Annotated in this window: 13 protein-coding genes; 8 read left to right on the top strand and 5 right to left on the bottom strand. The window is 69.9% G+C overall.

What is annotated here, in order from left to right:
* Positions 1-14 precede the first annotated feature (14 nt).
* The 3 genes from ALI22I_RS46515 to ALI22I_RS46505 all read left to right on the top strand — a co-directional run bounded on the left by ALI22I_RS46515 (position 15) and on the right by ALI22I_RS46505 (position 2,877).
* Complete coding sequence (locus tag ALI22I_RS46515) at positions 15-1,172, top strand: sensor histidine kinase (RefSeq protein ID WP_202971208.1); 1,158 nt, start codon at positions 15-17, stop codon at positions 1,170-1,172.
* The gene (locus tag ALI22I_RS46510) at positions 1,169-1,849 is read left to right on the top strand and encodes a response regulator (protein ID WP_077011900.1); all 681 of its coding nucleotides are present in this window, start codon (positions 1,169-1,171) and stop codon (positions 1,847-1,849) included. Before ALI22I_RS46515 ends, ALI22I_RS46510 begins: the two co-directional genes overlap by 4 nt.
* A 125-nt stretch (positions 1,850-1,974) precedes the next feature.
* Positions 1,975-2,877 carry a fibronectin type III domain-containing protein gene (locus ALI22I_RS46505; RefSeq protein WP_077011899.1) on the top strand — a complete coding sequence of 301 codons (903 nt, stop codon included), beginning with the start codon at positions 1,975-1,977 and terminating at the stop codon, positions 2,875-2,877.
* Positions 2,878-2,944: 67 nt separating this feature from the next.
* Here the strand turns inward: ALI22I_RS46505 and ALI22I_RS46500 are convergent, their stop codons facing one another.
* The 3 genes from ALI22I_RS46500 to ALI22I_RS46490 all read right to left on the bottom strand — a co-directional run bounded on the left by ALI22I_RS46500 (position 2,945) and on the right by ALI22I_RS46490 (position 10,119).
* Positions 2,945-5,680, bottom strand: coding sequence for an exo-rhamnogalacturonan lyase family protein (locus tag ALI22I_RS46500; protein ID WP_077011898.1), 2,736 nt, complete (start codon positions 5,678-5,680; stop codon positions 2,945-2,947).
* 116 nt (positions 5,681-5,796) lie between these two features.
* On the bottom strand, positions 5,797-8,859 hold the full coding sequence (locus ALI22I_RS46495) for a glycoside hydrolase family 2 TIM barrel-domain containing protein (RefSeq protein WP_202971207.1): 3,063 nt from the start codon (positions 8,857-8,859) through the stop codon (positions 5,797-5,799).
* A gap of 231 nt (positions 8,860-9,090) precedes the next feature.
* Complete coding sequence (locus ALI22I_RS46490) at positions 9,091-10,119, bottom strand: LacI family DNA-binding transcriptional regulator (protein ID WP_077011896.1); 1,029 nt, start codon at positions 10,117-10,119, stop codon at positions 9,091-9,093.
* 384 nt (positions 10,120-10,503) lie between these two features.
* Between ALI22I_RS46490 and ALI22I_RS46485 the strand changes: the two genes are divergently transcribed.
* The 4 genes from ALI22I_RS46485 (at position 10,504) to arfA (ending at position 15,240) form a co-directional block, all read left to right on the top strand.
* Complete coding sequence (locus ALI22I_RS46485) at positions 10,504-11,832, top strand: ABC transporter substrate-binding protein (protein ID WP_077011895.1); 1,329 nt, start codon at positions 10,504-10,506, stop codon at positions 11,830-11,832.
* A gap of 69 nt (positions 11,833-11,901) precedes the next feature.
* Positions 11,902-12,867: a carbohydrate ABC transporter permease gene (locus ALI22I_RS46480; protein ID WP_077011894.1), complete on the top strand. Its 966-nt coding sequence runs from the start codon at positions 11,902-11,904 to the stop codon at positions 12,865-12,867.
* Complete coding sequence (locus tag ALI22I_RS46475; RefSeq protein WP_338013552.1) at positions 12,864-13,730, top strand: carbohydrate ABC transporter permease; 867 nt, start codon at positions 12,864-12,866, stop codon at positions 13,728-13,730. The genes ALI22I_RS46480 and ALI22I_RS46475 overlap by 4 nt, the downstream gene beginning before the upstream one ends.
* Before the next feature lie 7 nt (positions 13,731-13,737).
* Entirely contained in the window at positions 13,738-15,240 is a 1,503-nt protein-coding gene (gene arfA / locus ALI22I_RS46470; protein WP_077011893.1) for an arabinosylfuranosidase ArfA, read from the top strand.
* Positions 15,241-15,368: 128 nt separating this feature from the next.
* On the opposite strand, the gene ALI22I_RS46465 is transcribed toward arfA, so the two are convergent.
* On the bottom strand, positions 15,369-16,418 hold the full coding sequence (locus tag ALI22I_RS46465) for a sigma-70 family RNA polymerase sigma factor (protein WP_238598916.1): 1,050 nt from the start codon (positions 16,416-16,418) through the stop codon (positions 15,369-15,371).
* Between the two features lie 75 nt (positions 16,419-16,493).
* On the opposite strand from ALI22I_RS46465, the gene ALI22I_RS46460 reads away from it, so the two are divergent.
* Complete coding sequence (locus tag ALI22I_RS46460) at positions 16,494-17,315, top strand: alpha/beta fold hydrolase (protein ID WP_077011891.1); 822 nt, start codon at positions 16,494-16,496, stop codon at positions 17,313-17,315.
* On the opposite strand, the gene ALI22I_RS46455 is transcribed toward ALI22I_RS46460, so the two are convergent.
* On the bottom strand, positions 17,312-18,517 hold the full coding sequence (locus tag ALI22I_RS46455) for an MFS transporter (protein ID WP_077011890.1): 1,206 nt from the start codon (positions 18,515-18,517) through the stop codon (positions 17,312-17,314). The genes ALI22I_RS46460 and ALI22I_RS46455 overlap by 4 nt on opposite strands.
* Positions 18,518-18,616: the final 99 nt, after the last annotated feature.

Raw genomic sequence — 18,616 nt, 5'->3', positions numbered from 1 at the left:
CCACAATGATCGGCGTGAACGGAGACAGCGACCGGTGGGGCCGGACAGCGCGGTTCGTCGCGGCCCCGTACGCACCGGTCGTGGCCGGGTTGCTGCTGGGGGCGGGCGCGATGGCCGAGTCGGTCGCGCGGGCGGTGACAGGCGGGGTGGACACGCAACTCGTCCTGGTGCTCGGCGTGCTGGCGCTGGGCACGACGGCGCCAGTGGCGTTCCTGCGGCCGACCCCGGCCGCGATCGCCGTCACGGCGGCGGGAGTGCTGTCGCTCGGGCTGTTCCACAGCCTCACCGTGGCGGGTCTCGGCGCGCAGCTGATCGTGCTCTACCGGCTGGGTCGGGCAGGTGGGCAGCTCCTGGCCACGTGCCTGGCCACGCCGTACCTGGTGCTGGCCTTGGCCGGTGGCACATGGGAACAGGGCCTCACCGGGATCGCCGCGTCACTGGGGTTGGCGGCGGCGTGGGTCGGGATCGCCCGGTCGGCACGCGGTGAGGCGTTGGTGCACCGCGCCGCCCGGCAGGCCGTCGCCGGGAGGCTGCTGGAGCACACCGCACGCGGTGAACGGGCGAGGATCGCGCGCGAGTTGCACGACGTCGTCGCGCACCACATTTCGATGATCGCGGTGCAGGCGGAGACGGCCCGGCTGACCACGCCGGGAATGCCCGCCGCCGGTGCGCAGCGGCTGTCGGAGATCGGCGACACCGCACGGGCCGGGCTGACGGAGATGCGCCGGCTGCTCGGCGTGCTGCGGGAGGACGCCGCTCCGGAGGAGGTCGCGCAGCGGCAGCCCCAGCCCGGTCTGCAACAGCTCAACGAACTGCTCGACCACGCCCGGGACACGTCCGGCGCCGGTGCCCGGCTCATCGTCTCCGGCACGCCGGCCGAACTCGATCCGGGCGTCGAACTGGCCGCGTACCGGATCATCCAGGAAGCCCTCACCAACGCGCGGCGGCACGCGCCCGGCGCGGCGGTCGACGTGGAGCTGCACTACACCGACGAGGCACTGCGATTGCGCATCAGGGACAACGGCCCCGGCCCGCCGGCCACTGCGCTCGGCGGGCACGGGTTGACCGGAATGCGTGAACGGGCAGCGGCCGTCGGCGGCCGGTTGCACACCGGACCGACGGCCGTGGGCGGGTTCCTGGTCGAAGCCAGCCTCCCGAAGGCGGTCGGATGAACGCAGTCCGCGTCGTCGTCGCCGACGACCACCAGGTGATCCGCACCGGGTACGCCGCGCTGCTCGACACCCAGCCGGACTTCACCGTCGTCGGCACCGCGTCCGACGGCGGCGAGGCGGTGCGGATCTGCCGCGAGCTGTCGCCCGACGTGGTGCTCATGGACGTGCGGATGCCGGGGACGGACGGCATCGAGGCCACCCGGCAACTGGTCGACGGTGCGTCGGGCGGGCCGCGAATCCTGATCCTGACCACGTTCGACCTGGACGAGTACGTCTACGACGCGTTGCGCGCGGGTGCCAGCGGCTTCCTGCTCAAGGACGTGACGGCGGAGCAGCTGTTCGACGCGGTGCGGGTCATCGCGGCGGGGGAGGCACTGCTCGCACCCACCGTCACCCGTCGCCTGATCAGCGAGTTCACCCGCCTGCGGCCGGAGCCCGCCACCCCGCCGAGCGCCGCCCTGGCCACCCTCACCCCACGCGAGACGCAGGTCTTGCGGCTGGTCGCGGAGGGCTTGTCGAACCCGGAGGTGGCGGCCCGCCTGGTCGTGACCGAGGAGACGGTGAAGACGCACGTGAGCCGGGTGCTGAACAAACTGGGCCTGCGCGACCGCACCCAGGCGGTGGTCGCCGCCTACGAGTCGGGCCTGGTCGTGCCGCGCTTCCGCGACCCCGGCTAGGCCGCCCGGCCTCGGGACCCGTTGGTACGACAGTCGGTGTCGGCCGACGGTGGCCTGTGGCATTCTCGGTGTGGCGCGCGCGATCACCGACTGTCAGCACTTCCTTCACGAGAAAGGCTGAGTCCGTGCGAAATTCCAGTCGAACGCTGCGTGTCGCCATCCGGTCGCTCGTCCTGGCGCTGTTGTGTTCCGGCACCATCGCCGGGGCAACGGGCACCGCCTCGGCCGAGCCGGTCGAGTCGGTTCTGGACTACCGGTGCGCCGTGCCCCATGGACCCAGCCTGACCGTGAGAGCCCAGGTCCGGGGCGGATTACCGGCCGAGGGGTGGGGGTTCGCGCCCAACACCGTCCCCAACAGCAATTACGCGTACATCGACGTGGACCTGACGCTGGGTGGCGACCGTCGGGCACTGGGTGCGGGCGCGGTGCGGATCGACGGGGACAGCACCGCCACGCTCGCGGCGACCTTCACGGGTCCGAGCGGAACCCAGACCGCCGACGCGAGTCTGACCTTCGCACCGGTGCGCCTCACCGGGTGGAGCGGGGCGCCGGTCCAGGCCGCGGGCGCGTTCACGCCGCTGTTCTTCCGCCAATCCGGCGATCACACCATCCACTTGGGCGATCTCAAGCTGACCTTGCGCCCCGAGCGCGCCGACGGAACGCCGCTGGGGACGGTCGGCGTGACGTGCAGCCCTGTCCCGAACCAGGACACCTCGCTGGGCAGCCTGTCGGTGCAGAGCGTCATCATCGAACGCCCGGTGCGCCCCACCGAACTCCGGGTGACGGCCGTGACCCCGACCAGCGTCTCCCTGGCCTGGCACGCGGTCCCCTGGTGGTTCGAAACCCGGGACTACGAGGTGCACCTCGACGGCCAGAGGGTCGCCTACGCCACCGAGAAGCAGATCACCCTCACCGGACTCGCGCCCGACAGCCAGCACCGGGTGAAGATCGTCCACCGGGATCTGGGTGGCTTCTCCTCGGTGCCGAGCCAAGGACTGGTCTTCGCCACACCGCCCGCCGACCTCTGAAGCACGGCCCGGAATGCCCGAACCTCAAGGGGAGCGGGCATTCCGGGCGTCAGAGCGGGATGTGCGCTTACCGGTCCACCCGCTGCGGCGGCAGTTTGTCGCCCACCAGCGCGAGGGTCTGGATGGCGGCGAGACCGTACTGGGCCGACGCGTTGGTCGACACGAACGCCGCCTCGTCCACCGGGCGCAGCACGTTCGGGCCCTCGACCCTGGTCGAACTCCACGGCAGGCCGGGGGTGTAACCGTCCTGGCCCGCGAAGAACTCGTTCCACGCCCGCTGGGCCAACGCGTCGTCCCCGGTCCGCGCCGCCGCGTACGCGGTGAGGCGGGAGTGCATCTGGCGGAAGCCGATGTTCCACGAGCCGCCGACCTCGGCCTGCTGCTCGGCCCTGGTCGCGCCGTACAGCCGGCAGTACTGCAACCACGCCCGCTCGAACGCCGGCTGCCCCAGGACGTCGATCAGCTCACTGCAGATCTCTGCCAGCCCGAACACCGCCGACAGGTGCGACACGCTCACCTGCACCCGATCCGTGGCGAACCGGCCGGTCTCCAGGTTGTACAGCGCCTCCCCGGTGATGAACCCGTTCTTCAAAGCCCCGATGTCCTCGACGGTGCCCAGCAGCTTCTGCCGCGCGATCGGGTCGCCGCCGCGTTCCCACTCGGTCAGCCACGCCGCGGCCAGCGCGCCCCAGTCCGTGCCCAGGCCGATGGCGAGCGCCTTGGGGTCCGGCGTGTACGGCTCGGTGCGGATCTTGCGCAACGGGTCGAGGGCGACGAACGTGCGGTCCGCGTCGACCAGCTCGCGCAGCAGGTCGCCGACCCGTTCGTCGGCGGTGAGGAAGTAGTAGAACCGCCGGTTCGCGGCGGTGCTGATCCGCAACTGCTTGGCGCTGCACCCCCAGTGCAGCACGTTGTGCCTGGTGCCGAGGTCCTTCCACTGGCCCAGGTGGTAGACGTCCACCTCGCCGGTGTGCCGGGTCATCGCCTCGGCCATCCGGAACACGTCCGCCCGCCCGCTGCGCAGGTAGGCGTACCAGAGCCACAGATCCGTCGACAGCTCCGAGTTGTCCCACGCGTAGCCGCCGACGTCGTACCGCCACTGGTGCCGGTCGGTGTCGTAGGTGTGCATCACGTCGCCGTAGTTCCAGAACCCGTACCAGCGGCGCTGCTCGACCTGGTCGCGGTGGTAGTCGAAGAGGAAGTCCAGCCGGTCCTCGATCGAGGCCCGCGCCGGGGTGGAGCGGTCGACCAGCGACCAGTCACCGAACACGCCCGCCGCCAGCAGGTGCTGCGGCGGCGCGACCAGCAGCGGCGGCGTCTGCACGGCCTGCGACATGGCGGCCAGGCTCGCGTCGTCCGGTGTCGAACCGAGCGCCCACAGGGTCAGCTCGCTGGTCCGCGCGACGCCGTACGCGGTGCCGAAGCCCGGTTCGTAGTCCTCGTAGGTGATCTGGAGGCCTTCCAGCTGCTCCGGGAAGGTGTCCATGCCCAGACCGTCGTGGTAGAAGCGCAGGTCCATCGGCCGCGCGTCGGGCGACCACAGCCACACCGTCACTTCGGCCTTGTCGCCCGCCGCGCCGCGCACGTCGAGCTGCGTCGGGTGCAGCTGCCAGAAGTTCCGCAGGCCGAACGCCAGGCCGCCGCTCACACCGCCGACGTAGCCGAAACCGGGGGACCGCTGCCCGGCGTCCACGTCCACCCAGGTGTGGCCGGGCTTGGTGCGCTTGCGGATCGCGTAACCGTCGGCCGTGAGCTGGCTCAGGCTGTAGTCGCCCCACGCCGGGATCAACGGCAGCCTGCTGCTCACCCGGGTGTCCCAAGTGGACGTCGGCGGCAGCTTCCGGCCCTCGACCTGCGCGGTCCGGACCGCCGCGCCGGGGTCGCGCCGCAGACCGGTGATACCGCGCACGGCCTCGCGCAGCAGACCGCCTTCCTCACCGCCGAACCGGATGTGCCGGTCGTACAACTCGTCCCGCATCGGCACCTCGAACCGGATTCCCAGACCGCGCAGGTAGTCGTCGGTCGTGCCGTCCCAGACGAACGTGTGGGTCATCCGGATGCTGTCCGTGCCGGCGAAGAAATAGAACCGGACGGTGAACGGCAGCCACTCGCGCCGTCTCGTCACACCCCGGTGCACGCCGTCGATGCGCAACACCGCCCGCACCGGACCGCTCTGCTCCACGATCACGTTGCGCACGGCGCTGACGAACTTCTCCCGCCTCGCGCTGCCGGTGTCCTCGTCCTCGTCGTGGTCCTGCCGCAAGGCCACCAGGTGCCCGCGCTGCACCACCGGCCGGCCGTTGCGCACGATCCGCTCGATCAGCTCGGCGCCGCTCTTGCGCACGGTCACCTCGATGACACCGGTGTCGACCACGACGCGCCCGTGCTGGTCGTCCACCTTGACGGCCTGCGCCGGGGCTTGCGCCGGGCCCGGCTCCAGCCGGTACCCGTCGGCGGCGGTCGGCCCGCTGATCGCGTGCGCGCTCCACTTCAGCGAGCCGTCCGGCCAGACGCCCGTGGTCCAGGTCTGCACCGGCACCTGCTCGCCGGAGGCGGTGGTCAGGGCGAACGTCTGGTCCTTGCCGAACACCCCGCGCGGCCAGGGGACGCCCCACGTGGTGCCCGCGTGCGTGGCCGGTGCGCCGCCTTCCAGCCAGGCGAGGGCGGCCTGGCGCGGCGGGTCGGCCGCCTGAGCTGACGCCTGAGCCGCCGCGTGCGCGCTGCCCGCGCCGAACGGCAGTCCGTACGCGGCGCCGGCGGCCGCGACGCCACCCAGGAAGGTCCGACGGTTCACCTTTGCCATCAAGGTCTCCTCGTTGAGATGCAGGGAAAGCGCTTTCCGACGGCGTACGAGCACTGCACCACCGACGACCGCCGCCGTCAAGGCGCCGACGGCGGTCGTCGAGTGCGGTCAGCCGATCAGGTCGCCGACACCTGGAGTTCGTTGATGCCGAGGAACCCGGTCGACGTTCCCGGTGCCCGGCTGGTCATCGTGATCCGGACCTTCGTGGTGGAGACCGGGTCGAACGTGATGGTGCTCGGCTGTCCCACCGCGGTCGCCCAGTCGACCCGGACGTTCGACGCGGACGCCCACGCGGTGCCGTTCCAGTACGCCACCTCGACCGAGGCCGGCAGCTGGTGGGAGCCGTCCACGGTGAAGTACGACGTCACGCCGCCGAACCGCCGCTCCTCCGGCCACGCCACGGACACCCAGTCGCTCGCGTGCGCCGACGACACCGACGGCAGCACCTGTGTGGCCTGCTTGGAGTAGGAGTTGGACCACCGGGTGGCCATGTCACCATCGATCATCGCCGCGGGCAACGTGGTCGGCCTACCGCTGTAACTGGCGTCCACGGGGCTGGAGAGGTCCGGCGGCGCGGGCGCGAACACCGGTGCCGCACCGACCGGTCCCTTGGTCCCGGCCCAGGTGGCGAACACCGACGTGCGCCCCGACCGCAGACCCGGCGACGTCGCCTTGACCGTGATGGGCCCGGCCCGCCCGTCCGACTGGACGATCGCCAGCACCTTGCCGTGGAACGCGGTCATCCCTTCCGCCTTGTACGGCTCCACGCTCTCCGGCCGTCCGTTGTCCACGCCGACCAGCCTGCCGCCGGTGACGGAGAAGGTGACCTTGTTGTCCGCGCTCGGCACGACCACGCCGTTCTTGTCGACCACGTCGGCGGTGATGTAGGTCAGCGACTTGCCGTCGGCCTTGACGACCTTGCGGTCCGCCGTCAGCTTCACCGCGTCCGCCGCACCGGCCGTGCGCACGGCGTCCCGCGAGACCTCCTTGCCGTCCTTGCGCGCCACCGCGACCAGCTCACCCGGCTCGAACGGCACGGTCCAGGTGAGGTGCAGCTTGCCCGCGCTGCCGTTGGGGCTGGTGTAGCTGCCCGGGAACGGCCCGGTGGTGACGTTCTTGTCGTCACCGGACGGCTCGGTCGTCTCCAGGTACTCCTTGCCGTACGTGGTCGTCTTGCGGTCGAACTTCCGCACGCCGAGCGACTTGCCGTTGAGGAACAGCTCGACGGTGTCCACGTTGGCGTAAGCCCACACCTGCACCGGGTCGCCCACCTTGTGGTCGGTCCAGTTCATCGGGATCACGTGCACCATCGGGTCGGTCGTCCACTGGCTCTTGAACAGGTAGTAGAGGTCCTTCGGGAAACCGGCCGTGTCCATCGCGCCGAAGTGCGAGGTGCGCACCGGGAACACGCCGTCGAACGGCGTCGGCTCGCCGATGTAGTCCATGCCGGCCCACAGGAACTGGCCGAGGAAGAACTTGCGGTCCCGGTCCTTCTTCAACCCGTACTCGCCGCTCAACGTCCACGACGCCATGTTGTTGTCGTACGACGACGCCTCCCGCTTGCCCGGCGTGTAGTTCTCACCGGTGTTGAGCAGCAACGGGTCCTGGTACGAGCCGCGGGTGGACGTCGAGGACGACGACTCGGACTCGAAGATGAACTTGTCCGGGTACTTGGCGTGCAACGCGTCCACCGACCCGGCGGTGTTGTAGTTCAGGCCGAGGCCGTCCAACGCGGTGAGGATCTGGTCCGGACCCGATCCGGTGGCCGGCACCCGGCGGTACGCGTCGGAGCCGAACACGATCGGGCGACTGGTGTCGATCGACCTGATGTCGGCGGCCAGCCGCTTCGCGGTGTCCGGGCCGAACGGGACCGAGTGGAAGTCCGGGATCTCGTTGCCGACCGACCACAGCACGACGGCGGGGGAGCTCTTCGCCGCGTTCACCATCTCCTTGATGTCCGCGGAGCTGTTGGCCTCGAAGAACCGGCCGTAGTCGTAGGCGATCTTGGGCCTGCGCCAGGTGTCGAACGCCTCGACCATCATCACGATGCCCAGCTCCTCGCAGAGCTCGATCTGCTCGGGCGAGGGTGGGTTGTGCGAGGTCCGGAAGGCGTTGACGCCCATGTCCTTCATCAGCTTCATCTGCCGTGCCAACGCGTCCCGGTTCACCGCGGACCCGAGGGCGCCCTGGTCGTGGTGCAGGTCGACGCCCTGGATCTTGTGGTACTCGCCGTTGACGAAGAAGCCTTCGTTCGCGTCGAACCGGACCCAGCGGAAGCCGAACCGGGTGCTGGTGGTGTCCACGCGCCTGCCCGCCACCGTCACCTCGGTCTCCAAGGTGTAGAGGTGCGGGTTCCCCATCGACCACAGGGTGGGCCCGGGCACCCGGATGTCGGACTCGACGGTCGGTCCGCTCACCGCCGACCGGTGACGTGCCACGACGCGACCGGAGGCGTCCTTGATCCGGTACTGCACGGCGACGTCCGCGCTACCGGCGCCGTTGACCACGTCGGTGCGGACGTGGGCGGTGGCGTAGCCGGACTTCACCTCCTGCTCCACGTTCGGCGTCGTCACGAACGTGCCGTGCCGGGCGACGTGCACCGGGTCGGTGACGACCAGCTCGACGTGCCGGTAGATGCCGCTGCCGGAGTACCAGCGGCTGCTCGGCAGCTTGTTGCGCACCTTCACCGCGACGACGTTCGGCGTCCTGCCGTCGGTGTGCGCCAACGGGGTCAGGTCGACCGCGAAACCCGTGTAGCCGTACGGGTGCGCGGTGACCAGGGTGCCGTTGAGGTAGACCTCGGAGTCCATGTAGACGCCGTCGAAGTCCAGCGAGACCTTCTTGCCCGTGGTGGAGCGCGGCAGCGTGAACGTCTTGCGGTACCAGCCCAGTCCGCCGGGGAAGTAGCCGGTGTTGCTGCCCGCCGCGGGTGTCATGGCCTGCTCGATCGACCAGTCGTGCGGCAGGTCGAGCGCACGCCACGACGAGTCGTCGAAGCCGGGTTCGTCCGCGTCGGCGTACGCCGGGTCGTCGTCGCCGGTGGTGTTGGCCAGGGCGAACTTCCACGACCCGTCGAAGTTCTCGCTGCGGCTGAGGTGCGCGGCGGCGGCCGGGTCACCGGTCGCCGCGGGAGCCTGCACGAGGCCCGACGCCAGGAGCAGCGCGACGACCGACGCCACGCTTCCTCGGAACAAACGCCTGTGTCTGTCCACCAAACCCTCGTCTCCCCGAAACCCAACAACACCGATCAGAGAAGTTCTCAGAGCAACAGAACGCCACAGGATGCTGCCGCCGGCGCAAGTGGCTGTCAATAGCCCGGCCAGGTCCCGAAGGCGGCCTGAAGTCATTGAGACACAAGGCTTGCGCAGCACACGCCCCCGTGCTGGTAAGCGTTTACCGAGGTGTCGGTCTCAGCGGCCGGCGGCGCGACCGAGGGTGCTCTGCCGGGCGATCAGTCGGTGTGAGGCGCGGACCTCTATGCCGGGTAGCGGTTCGGTGCTGCCGATGCGTTTGAGCAGCCGGTCCACCGCCGTCGTGGCGATGGCGTCCTTGTCCGGCGAGATCGTGCTGATCGCGGGGTTGGAGTAGCGGCCTTCCTCGATGTCGTCGTAGCCGATCAGCGCGATGTCCTCGGGCACCCGGAGCCCGCGTTCCAGCACTTCGTGCAGCGCGCCGAGCGCCACCGGGTCGTTGTAGCCGAAGACTGCGTCCGGTGGGTCGTCCCGGTCGAGCAACGCCCGCATGGCGGCCGCGCCGTCGGCCCGGGTGAACCGCTGCGCCTGGATGATCAGCGACTCGTCCACCGGCAGCCCGGCGTCCGCGTGGGCCTGCCGGTAGCCGAGGGTGCGCAGTTGCGCCGCCTCGCCGGTCGGGTACGGCTGATCGCCTATGGCCGCGATCCGGCGCCTGCCGAGGCCGATCAGGTGCGCGGTGGCCTCGCGGGACGCCACGACGTCGTCGATGCCCACGTGGTCGAAGAAGGCGTTGGACGACCGCTCGCCGAGCAGGACCAGCGGGAACGTCGGGTCGCTCTCGGCCAGGTCGTCCTGCGCCAGCCCGAGCGGGCTGTAGATCATCCCGTCGAACAGGACCGCCCGCGCGCCGCGCCGGATCAGCTCGCGCTCGTGCGTCGGGTCGCCGTCGGTCTGGTCGATCAGCACGTGGTAGCCGCGTTCCCGAGCGTGGGGGATGATCACCTGCAACAGCTCGGAGAAGTACGGCACGTCCAGGAACGGCACCACCACGGCGATCTGCCCGGACCGGCCGTTGGCGAGGTTGCGGGCCAGCACGTTGGGCCGGTAGCCCAGTTCCTTGATCGCCTTCTCCACCTTCTCGCGGGTGTGGTCGGTGACCGCCGCGTAGCCGTTGACCACGTTCGACACCGTCCGCGCGGACACCCCCGCCAGCTCGGCAACGTCACGCAGCGTGGCGTCACGCATGGGCTTCCTCCGGTCGGACGGCGCGGCGGCGCGGCGGCTTGCAGCGCTGCAAAGAGTGTGCGCGCCGGCCCCCGTCGCGGCAAGACTCACTTGTCCGCCGGAGGTCGAGCCGGCCCACATCTCGTTTGAATTAACATCAGATGAGGTCTTGCAGCGCAGCAAAACGCGGTCCATAGTCTTTTGCAGCGCAGCAAGACCCGGTGCCACGGCGGCAGCCACAGTCGGTTCCCCCGAACCCGTCGGCCGTGGCGCAGTACGCCGACCGACCTCAGCGGCACCTGTTCGCGCCTCGTGGGGTCGCCGCTCACCTTCCCTGTCTCGATCACGCTCCGTGATGACGGTCGCGCATGCCCGGACGCATGCCGCGACGGAAAGGCGCTACCCATGCTCGGCACCAACTGGTTGGCAAAAGCCAGGATGGCGAAACTCGGCAGAGGGCTCGCCGTCTGCGGCCTGCTCGCGGTGGCCGCCTGTGGCGGGGCCACCGGTGAGGACAGCGGACCGGTGCGCGTGTCGGTCTGGGCCTGGTACCCGGAGTTCAAGGGCGTGGTCGAGGCGTTCAACGCCTCCCACTCCGACATCCAGGTCGACTGGACCAACGTCGGTACCGGCCCGGACCAGTACGCCAAGCTGAAAACGGCGTTCACCGCGGGCAAGGGCGCGCCGGACGTGGCGATGGTCGAGTTCCAGCAGATCCCGACGTTCGTCATCCTCGACGGTCTGGCCGACATGGGCCCGTACGGCGCCAACGAGGACAAGGACCTCTACGCCGAGTGGGCGTGGAGCCAGGCCACCGACGGCGAGAAGGTCTACGCGATCCCGGTCGACGGCGGCCCGATGGCGTTGATGTACCGCAAGGACCTGTTCGACCAGCACGGCATCCCGGTGCCGACCACCTGGGCCGAGTACGCCGACGCCGCGGCGCGGATCAAGGCCGTCGATCCGGACGCCTACATCGCCAGCTTCGGCAGTGACGGCGGCTGGCTCAACGGGCTGATGTGGCAGGCGGGCTGCCGGCCGTACGGCTACTCGCAGGCCAAGGCCAAGGACGAAGTCAAGATCAACTTGACCGCGCCGGAGTGCAAGAAGGTCGTCGACCTGTACGGCGACCTGGTGGACAAGGGCCTGATGGCGCAGGACAAGTTCTTCACCGCCGACGCCACCGCCGCGCTGGACTCGGGCAAGTACTGGACCTGGGCCGCGGCCGGTTGGACTCCCGGTTACGTCGCGGGCTCGCTCAAGAACACGGCCGGCAAGTGGGCGGTCGCGCCGATGCCGCAGTGGACCGCGGGCGCCGACGAGCAGGGCGACTGGGGCGGCTCGACGTTCACCGTGACCAAGCAGGCCAAGAACCCGCAGGCGGCGACCACGGTGGCCCGCGAGTTGTTCGGCCGTTCGAAGGCGGCCTGGGACATCGGCCTGAACAAGGCGTTCCTCTACCCGCTGGTCAAGGACGTCGCGGCGGACCCGGCGTTCACCGGAAAGGCGTACGAGTTCTTCAACGGCCAGAAGGTGAACGAGATCTTCGTGCCGGTGTCGCAGAAGCTGGGCGAGTTCCAGTACACGCCGTTCCAGGACTTCGTGTTCAAGGACCTCAACGACCGCACCGCCGAGGCGATGTCGGGCGGCAGGGAATGGAGCACGGTGCTGGAGGAGACGCAGAAGAACGTCGTCGCGTACGCCGAGAAGCAGGGCTTCAAGGTCAGCCGGTAACGCACTCGCGGCCTGTCGCGGCCCGTCCGCCGCGGCAGGCCGACCACCCCCCAGTCCAGGAGGTTCCCCGTGACCCGGTCCATACCGATCACGGCACCCGCGGCCGACTCGCCGCCACCACCGCACCGCCCGGTCGAGAGCCGGTCGCGGCGCAGGTCGCGCCGGGTCACCGCGCACCCGGTGGCCGGCGCCCTGTTCGTCCTGCCGTTCTTCCTCGTCGTCGTCGCGTTCCTGATCGTGCCGCTCGGGTACGCGTTCTGGCTGAGCCTGTCCAGCAAGAGCCTCGCCCTCGGCACCCGGTTCACCGGTATCGACAACTACGTGCGCGCGTTCACCGACCCGGTGCTGCTGGACGGCCTGCTGCGGGTCGTCCTGTTCGGGCTCGTGCAGATCCCGATCATGCTCGGTATCGCGCTGGCCGGGGCGTTGACGCTCGACGCCGTGACCACGAAGTTCGCCCTGGCGTTCCGGCTCATCGCGTTCATGCCCTACGCCGTGCCCGCCGTCGTCGGCGCGCTCATGTGGGGTTTCCTCTACAGCCGGACGTTCGGCCCGTTCGCGGACCTGCCCACGTTCGTCGGCGGCGACCCGATCGACTTCTTCAGCTCCTCTTTGCTGCTGCTGTCGCTCGGCAACATCGTGACGTGGGCGTGGACCGGCTACAACATGATCATCCTGTACTCGGCGTTGCAGGGCGTGCCGAGGGAGATGTACGAGGCCGCGGTGATCGACGGGGCCACGCCGGTGCAGATCGCGTTGCGGGTCAAGGTGCCCGCGATCAAGCAGGCCATCTCGCTGGCCGCGATCTTCACCGTCATCGGCACCATGCAGTTCTTCACCGAACCGGCGATCATGGCCCGGTTCGCGCCGCAGATCTCGGCCGGGTACACGCCCAACCTCTACGCCTACAACCAGGCGTTCGCCTACTCGGACTTCCACTACTCGGCCGCGCTGTCGTTCGCGCTGGGCTTCCTGGTGTTCGTGGTGGCCTACGCGTTCGTGTTCATCAACCGCAGGCGGGGGGCACGCTCGTGACCATCGGCGGAGCCGGCAATCGGACCACGGTGAAGACCCGACTCCCGCACGTGCTGATGGCGGCGGGCATCCTGTACTTCCTGGTGCCGCTGCTGTGGGTGGTCATCGCGGCCACCAAGAGCCAGCCGGACCTGCTCGACAGCCCGGCGCTGTGGTTCGCCGAGTTCAACCTGGTGGAGAACATCGAACAGCTGTTCCGCGAGGACGACGGCGTCTACGGCCAGTGGCTGCTCAACACGGCGCTGTACTCGGGGCTCAGCGCCCTGGGCGCGACCGCGCTCGCCGCCGCCGCCGGTTACGGACTGGCCCGGTTCTCTTTCGTGGGCAAGCGGTTGTTCGAGACCGCGTTGCTGGGCATGATCATGGTGCCGGCCACCGCACTGGTGCTGCCGACGTACCTGATCCTGTCCGAACTGGAGATCGTCGACACGATGTGGGCGGTCATCCTGCCGTCGCTGCTCAGCCCGTTCGGCGCGTACCTCGTCCGGGTGTACGTGGCCGAGAGCGTGCCGGTGGAGCTGATCGACGCCGCGCGCATCGACCGGGCCGGTGAGCTGCGCATCTTCTGGCAGATCGCGGTGCCGATGATGCGCCCCGCGATCGTCACCGTCTTCCTGTTCACCCTGGTCGCGACGTGGAACAACTACTTCCTGCCCCTGGTCATGCTCAGTGACGCCGACCTGTACCCCCTTACCGTGGGGTTGACCACCTGGTTCAACACCGCACAGCAGGAGGCCGGTACGCGAATGCTGTTCAACCTCGTCGTGACCGGCTCACTGCTGGCCATCGTCCCGCTCGTCGTCGCCTTCGTCCTGTTGCAGCGCTTCTGGCGCAGCGGCGCGGCCGCGGGCGCCCTGAAGTAGGAGCATCGTGCTAAAGGCTTCTTTGGTCCTCAGTCCCGACTACGTCATCGCGCCGGTGCGCCGCCGGCTGTTCGGGTCGTTCGTCGAGCACATGGGCCGTTGCGTCTACACCGGCATCCACGAACCCGGTCATCCCACCGCCGACGAGGACGGTTTCCGGGGTGACGTGCTCGAACTGACCCGTGAGATGGGGGTCGAACTGGTCCGCTACCCCGGCGGCAACTTCGTGTCCGGCTACCGGTGGGAGGACGGCGTCGGCCCGGTCGCCGACCGCCCGGTGCGCCGCGAACTCGCGTGGCACAGCATCGAGACCAACGAGGTCGGCATCGACGAGTTCGTCCGGTGGGCCCGCAAGGCCGACGTCGAGGTGATGTACGCGGTGAACCTCGGCACGCGTGGCGTCGCCGAAGCGCTCGACGTGCACGAGTACATGAACCACGAGGGCGGCACGCACCTGTCCGAGCTGCGTCGTGCCAACGGGTCCTCGGAGCCGCACGGGGTGAAGCTGTGGTGCCTGGGCAACGAGCTGGACGGCCCGTGGCAGCTCGGCCACAAGACCGCGCACGAGTACGGCCGGCTGGCCGCCGAGACGGCCCGGGCGCTGCGGCAGGCCGAGCCGGGGTTGGAGCTGGTGGCGTGCGGCAGTTCGAGCTCGTCCATGCCGACGTTCGGCGAGTGGGAGTCCACCGTGCTGGAGTTGGCGTACGACGAGGTGGACCACATCTCGCTGCACGCCTACTACGAGGTGCTCGACGGTGACGTGGACAGCTTCCTCGCCTCCGCCTTGGACATGGACCGCTTCATCGACAGCGTGGTGGCGACGGCCGATGCGGTCGGCGCACGGCTGAAGAGCAGCAAGAAGATCACGTTGTCGTTCGACGAGTGGAACGTCTGGTACATGAAGAGGTTCCAGGAAGCGCCGCGCACCGAGTGGGAGATCGCGCCACGGGTCATCGAGGACCAGTACGACGTCACCGATGCCGTGGTCGTGGGCAACCTGCTGATCTCGTTGCTGCGGCACAGCGACCGGGTGGCGGTGGCCTGCCAGGCGCAGCTGGTGAACGTGATCGCGCCGATCCGCAGCGAACCGGGCGGCCCGGCGTGGCGGCAGACGATCTTTCACCCGTTCGCGTTGACCTCGCGGTTGGCACGGGGCCAGGTGCTGCGGGTGGAGACGTCCTCGCCGACCTACCCGACCAAGCGCTTCGGCGACGTTCCCGTGGTCGACGCGGTCGCCACCCACGACCCCGAGACCGGTGACACGGTCGTGTTCGTGGTCAACCGACACCAGTCCGAACCGGTGGACCTCCGAGTCGGCCTGGCGGCGTTCGGCGAGCTGACGGTGGCCGAGGCCTGGACGATGCACGACTCGGACAGCACGGCCACCAACACCGAAACCGACCCCGACCGCGTAGTCCCGCAACCGCAGAAGGCCGACATCACCAACGGCGAACTCCTCGTCGCCCTACCACCGGTCTCCTGGACCGCCGTCCGCCTCACCAACCGCTAGCCCACTCCGGGCACCGCGAGCCCTCCACTCGGACGACTCGCGGTGCCCGGAAGACTTCCGGTCATGAGCACGTCGGTCGAGGAGATCGTCCAGGAGGTCCTGCACGCCGCTGCCTGGTGAGCTGCCCGCTACGGCAGGGAGGCCGGCAGGTCGAAGGGCGGGAAGTGCTCGGCCCCCACGAACGACGTGACCTCCGAGATCAGCTCCCCCTTCAACGTCAGCACGTTGATCGCCCACGCCCTGTGCGTCCCGGCGCTCTCGTCCCACAGGTAGCACCCCACCGCAGGCTGGCCGTTCGCGGTCGTCGCGATGTGCCGCCACGACCCGCAACCGGTCAGCGGGACCCGGACGGCGAAGTCCATGACCGCCTCGATCCCGTGGTGCCAGTGCGGCAGCGGCGGCATGGACCAGGTGACGTCCTCGGTCAGCAGTGCGACCAGGGCGTCGGCGTCACCGCGTTCCAGTGCGGTGGAGAAGTCGGTCACGACCTGTCGCATGCGTGCGTCGCCGATTCGGCGCAACGTCTGCTGCTGCGTGCGCGCGGGCACCTTCTCCGCGACGATCCGGCGGGCCCGCGCCAACGCCGAGTTCACCGACGTGGTGGAGGTGTTCATCATCGCGGCGATCTCGGCCGCCGAGAAACCCAGGACCTCGAACAGCAGCAACGCCGCCCGCTGGTTGCCCGGCAGGTGCTGCAACGCCGCGACGAACGCCAGCTCGACCGCCTCGCGCTGGGCATAACGCCCGTCCGGGCCGCCGTCGCCGAGGCCCGCGTCCGGGTACGGTCCGAGCCAGGCGACGTCGACCAGCGGCTCGTCCCCGAGCACCGCCCGCTCACTGGACGGCCCCAGGTCGACCGGCAACGCCCGCCGCCCCCGGCTCTCCACGGTGTCCAGGCACGTACGAGTCGCCACCGTGTACAGCCACGACCGCAGCGAGCTGCGCCCCTCGAAACGGGCCAGTCCGCGCCACGCCCGGAGCAGGGCGTCCTGGAGGGCGTCGTCGGCGTCGTAGGTGGAGCCGAGCATGCGGTAGCAGTGGGCGTGCAGTTCCCGGCGCAGCGGTTCCACCAGACGGGTGAACGCGTCACCGTCGCCGTCGCGTGCCCGCGCCAGGTCGGGCTCCTCGGGGCCCGCCACGGCGGAGTCTGCGGACCGCGCCGAAGAAACTTCGTTCACGACCGACGATTCTGCCCCACTCCGGGAGTCACTTCCTGCGATCGAGCACTTCAGACCCGTTCTGCGGAGGAACCGATGACCCAGACCGCCACCACCGAGACCCTGCGCGTCCCGGACGCGCTGCTGCACTACGAAGTGCGGGGTCAGGGGCCGCTCGTGGTGCTCGTCGGCGCGCCGATGGACGCCAGGCCGTTCGAGCCGCTGGCCGACCTGCTCGCCGTCGACCACACCGTGCTCACCACCGACCCGCGCGGCATCAACCGGAGCAAGGTGGACGACCCCGACCGCGACTCGACGCCGGAGCTGCGCGCCGACGACCTGGCCCGGCTCATCACCCACCTGGACGCGGGCGCGGCGGTGGTCCTCGGCTCCAGCGGCGGCGCGGTCAGCGTGCTGGCCCTCGTGCAGGCGCACCCCGAACTCGTGCACACCGCGATCCCGCACGAGCCGCCGCTGGACCAGCTGGTGGACGACCGCGCGCAGCTGCTCGCGTGGACCGACGAGATGATCGCCACCCACCTGTCCGGCGACACCATGGGCGCGTGGCGGAAGTTCATGCTCATCGCCAACCTGCACATGCCCGACGAGGTCATCGAGCACATGTTCGGCGGCGAGCGCGACCCGCAGGACCTCGCCGACGAGCGCTTCCAGTACACGCACATGCTGAAGCCGACCGTCGAGTGGGTGCCCGACTTCGACGCGCTGCGTTCGGCGTCGACCAGGATCGTGGTCGGCATCGGCGAGGACTCGGGTGAGCAGCTGTGCGAGCGCACGTCGATCGCCCTGGCCGCGGGACTCGGCATCGAGCCCACCCGCTTCCCCGGCGGCCACATCGGCTTCGCCGAGGACCCGGAGCCGTTCGCGACCCGGCTGCGCGAGGTCCTGAACGAGAGCTAGGCGGTGACCCGGCGGTGGTCGACCACGACCGACAGGACGGCCACCGCCAACCCGGCCAGGCTCAACCCCACACCGACCCACGCGGTGGAGGTGTAACCCCAGCCCGCGCTGATGGCGAGGCCACCCAGCCACGCGCCCGCGCCGTTGGCGATGTTGAGCGCCGAGTGGTTGGACGACGACGCCAGCGACGGCGCGTCGGGTGAGGCGTCCATCAGCCGGACCTGGAGCGCCGAGGCCAGGATCTGCGACACCAGCCCGATCAGGAACACCATGCCGAACGCCATCACCGGTGACGTGGCGGTCAGCGCGAACAGCACCAGGACGACCGTCACCGCGATCATCGAGCCGAACACCGTGCCCATGACCGAACGGTCCACGAAACGCCCGCCGACCGTGGCGCCGATCGTCATGCCGAGCCCGAACACCGCGAGCACCCACGGCACGGCGGCGAGCGACAGGCCGGTGACCTCGGTGGTGATCGGCGAGATGTAGGAGTAGACGGCGAACATGCCGCCGAACCCGATCATGCCCGTGACCAGCGCGAACCACACCTGCGGGCGGCGAAACGCGCGCAGTTCGGCGGTGACGCTCTCGTCACCGGAGGCGGGGATGCGGGGCAGCCACTTGGCCACCGCCAGCGCCGTCACGACCGCGATCACGGCCACCGCCAGGTAGGCCACGCGCCACCCGATCTGCTGACCGGCGGCGGTGGCGACGGGGACGCCGATCAGGTTGGCCAGCGTCAGCCCGACCATGATCCGCGCGACCGCCGTGCCCCGCCGTTCCGGTGGCACGAGGGTGGTGGCGACCACGGCGGCGATGCCGAAGAACGCGCCGTGCGGCAACCCGGCCACGAACCGCGCCGTCATCAACAACGTCGTGTTCGGCGCGATGGCGGACAGCCCGTTGCCGAGCGCCAACGCGATCGTCAGCCCGATCAGCAGCCCTTTGCGCGGCAACTTCGCGGCCAACCCGGCGATGAGCGGCGCCCCGACCACGACACCCAGCGCGTAGAGGCTGATCGCGTGGCCGGCGGTGGGGATGGAGATGCCGAACGTGTCCGCCATCTGCGGCAACAGCCCCATGGTGGCGAACTCGGTGGTGCCGATCCCGAAGCCGCCCAGCGCGAGCGCGGCCATGGCGGCACCGCCACCCTTGCCACCCCGACGGGTCGCGGTGGACTCAAGGGTGGTCGCCGTCATGCGTCGCTCCTGTCATCTGTCCCGTGTCGACAGTGACCGCGACGGTTGGCTCACTCGTTAGCTACTGAAACGATTTTACCGGCCCCGCCCGCACCGGTC

The sequence above is a fragment of the Saccharothrix sp. ALI-22-I genome, from assembly GCF_001984175.1.
GTDB lineage: Bacteria > Actinomycetota > Actinomycetes > Mycobacteriales > Pseudonocardiaceae > Actinosynnema.
This window is presented reverse-complemented; position numbering and strand designations above follow the sequence as displayed.

Coding starts and splice junctions, on each gene's coding strand:
- ALI22I_RS46460 (WP_077011891.1), top strand. CDS start 16,494: ATGACCCAGACCGCCACCACCGAGACCCTGCGCGTCCCGGACGCGCTG.
- ALI22I_RS46510 (WP_077011900.1), top strand. CDS start 1,169: ATGAACGCAGTCCGCGTCGTCGTCGCCGACGACCACCAGGTGATCCGC.
- ALI22I_RS46500 (WP_077011898.1), bottom strand. CDS start 5,680: ATGGCAAAGGTGAACCGTCGGACCTTCCTGGGTGGCGTCGCGGCCGCC.
- ALI22I_RS46490 (WP_077011896.1), bottom strand. CDS start 10,119: ATGCGTGACGCCACGCTGCGTGACGTTGCCGAGCTGGCGGGGGTGTCC.
- ALI22I_RS46455 (WP_077011890.1), bottom strand. CDS start 18,517: ATGACGGCGACCACCCTTGAGTCCACCGCGACCCGTCGGGGTGGCAAG.
- ALI22I_RS46485 (WP_077011895.1), top strand. CDS start 10,504: ATGCTCGGCACCAACTGGTTGGCAAAAGCCAGGATGGCGAAACTCGGC.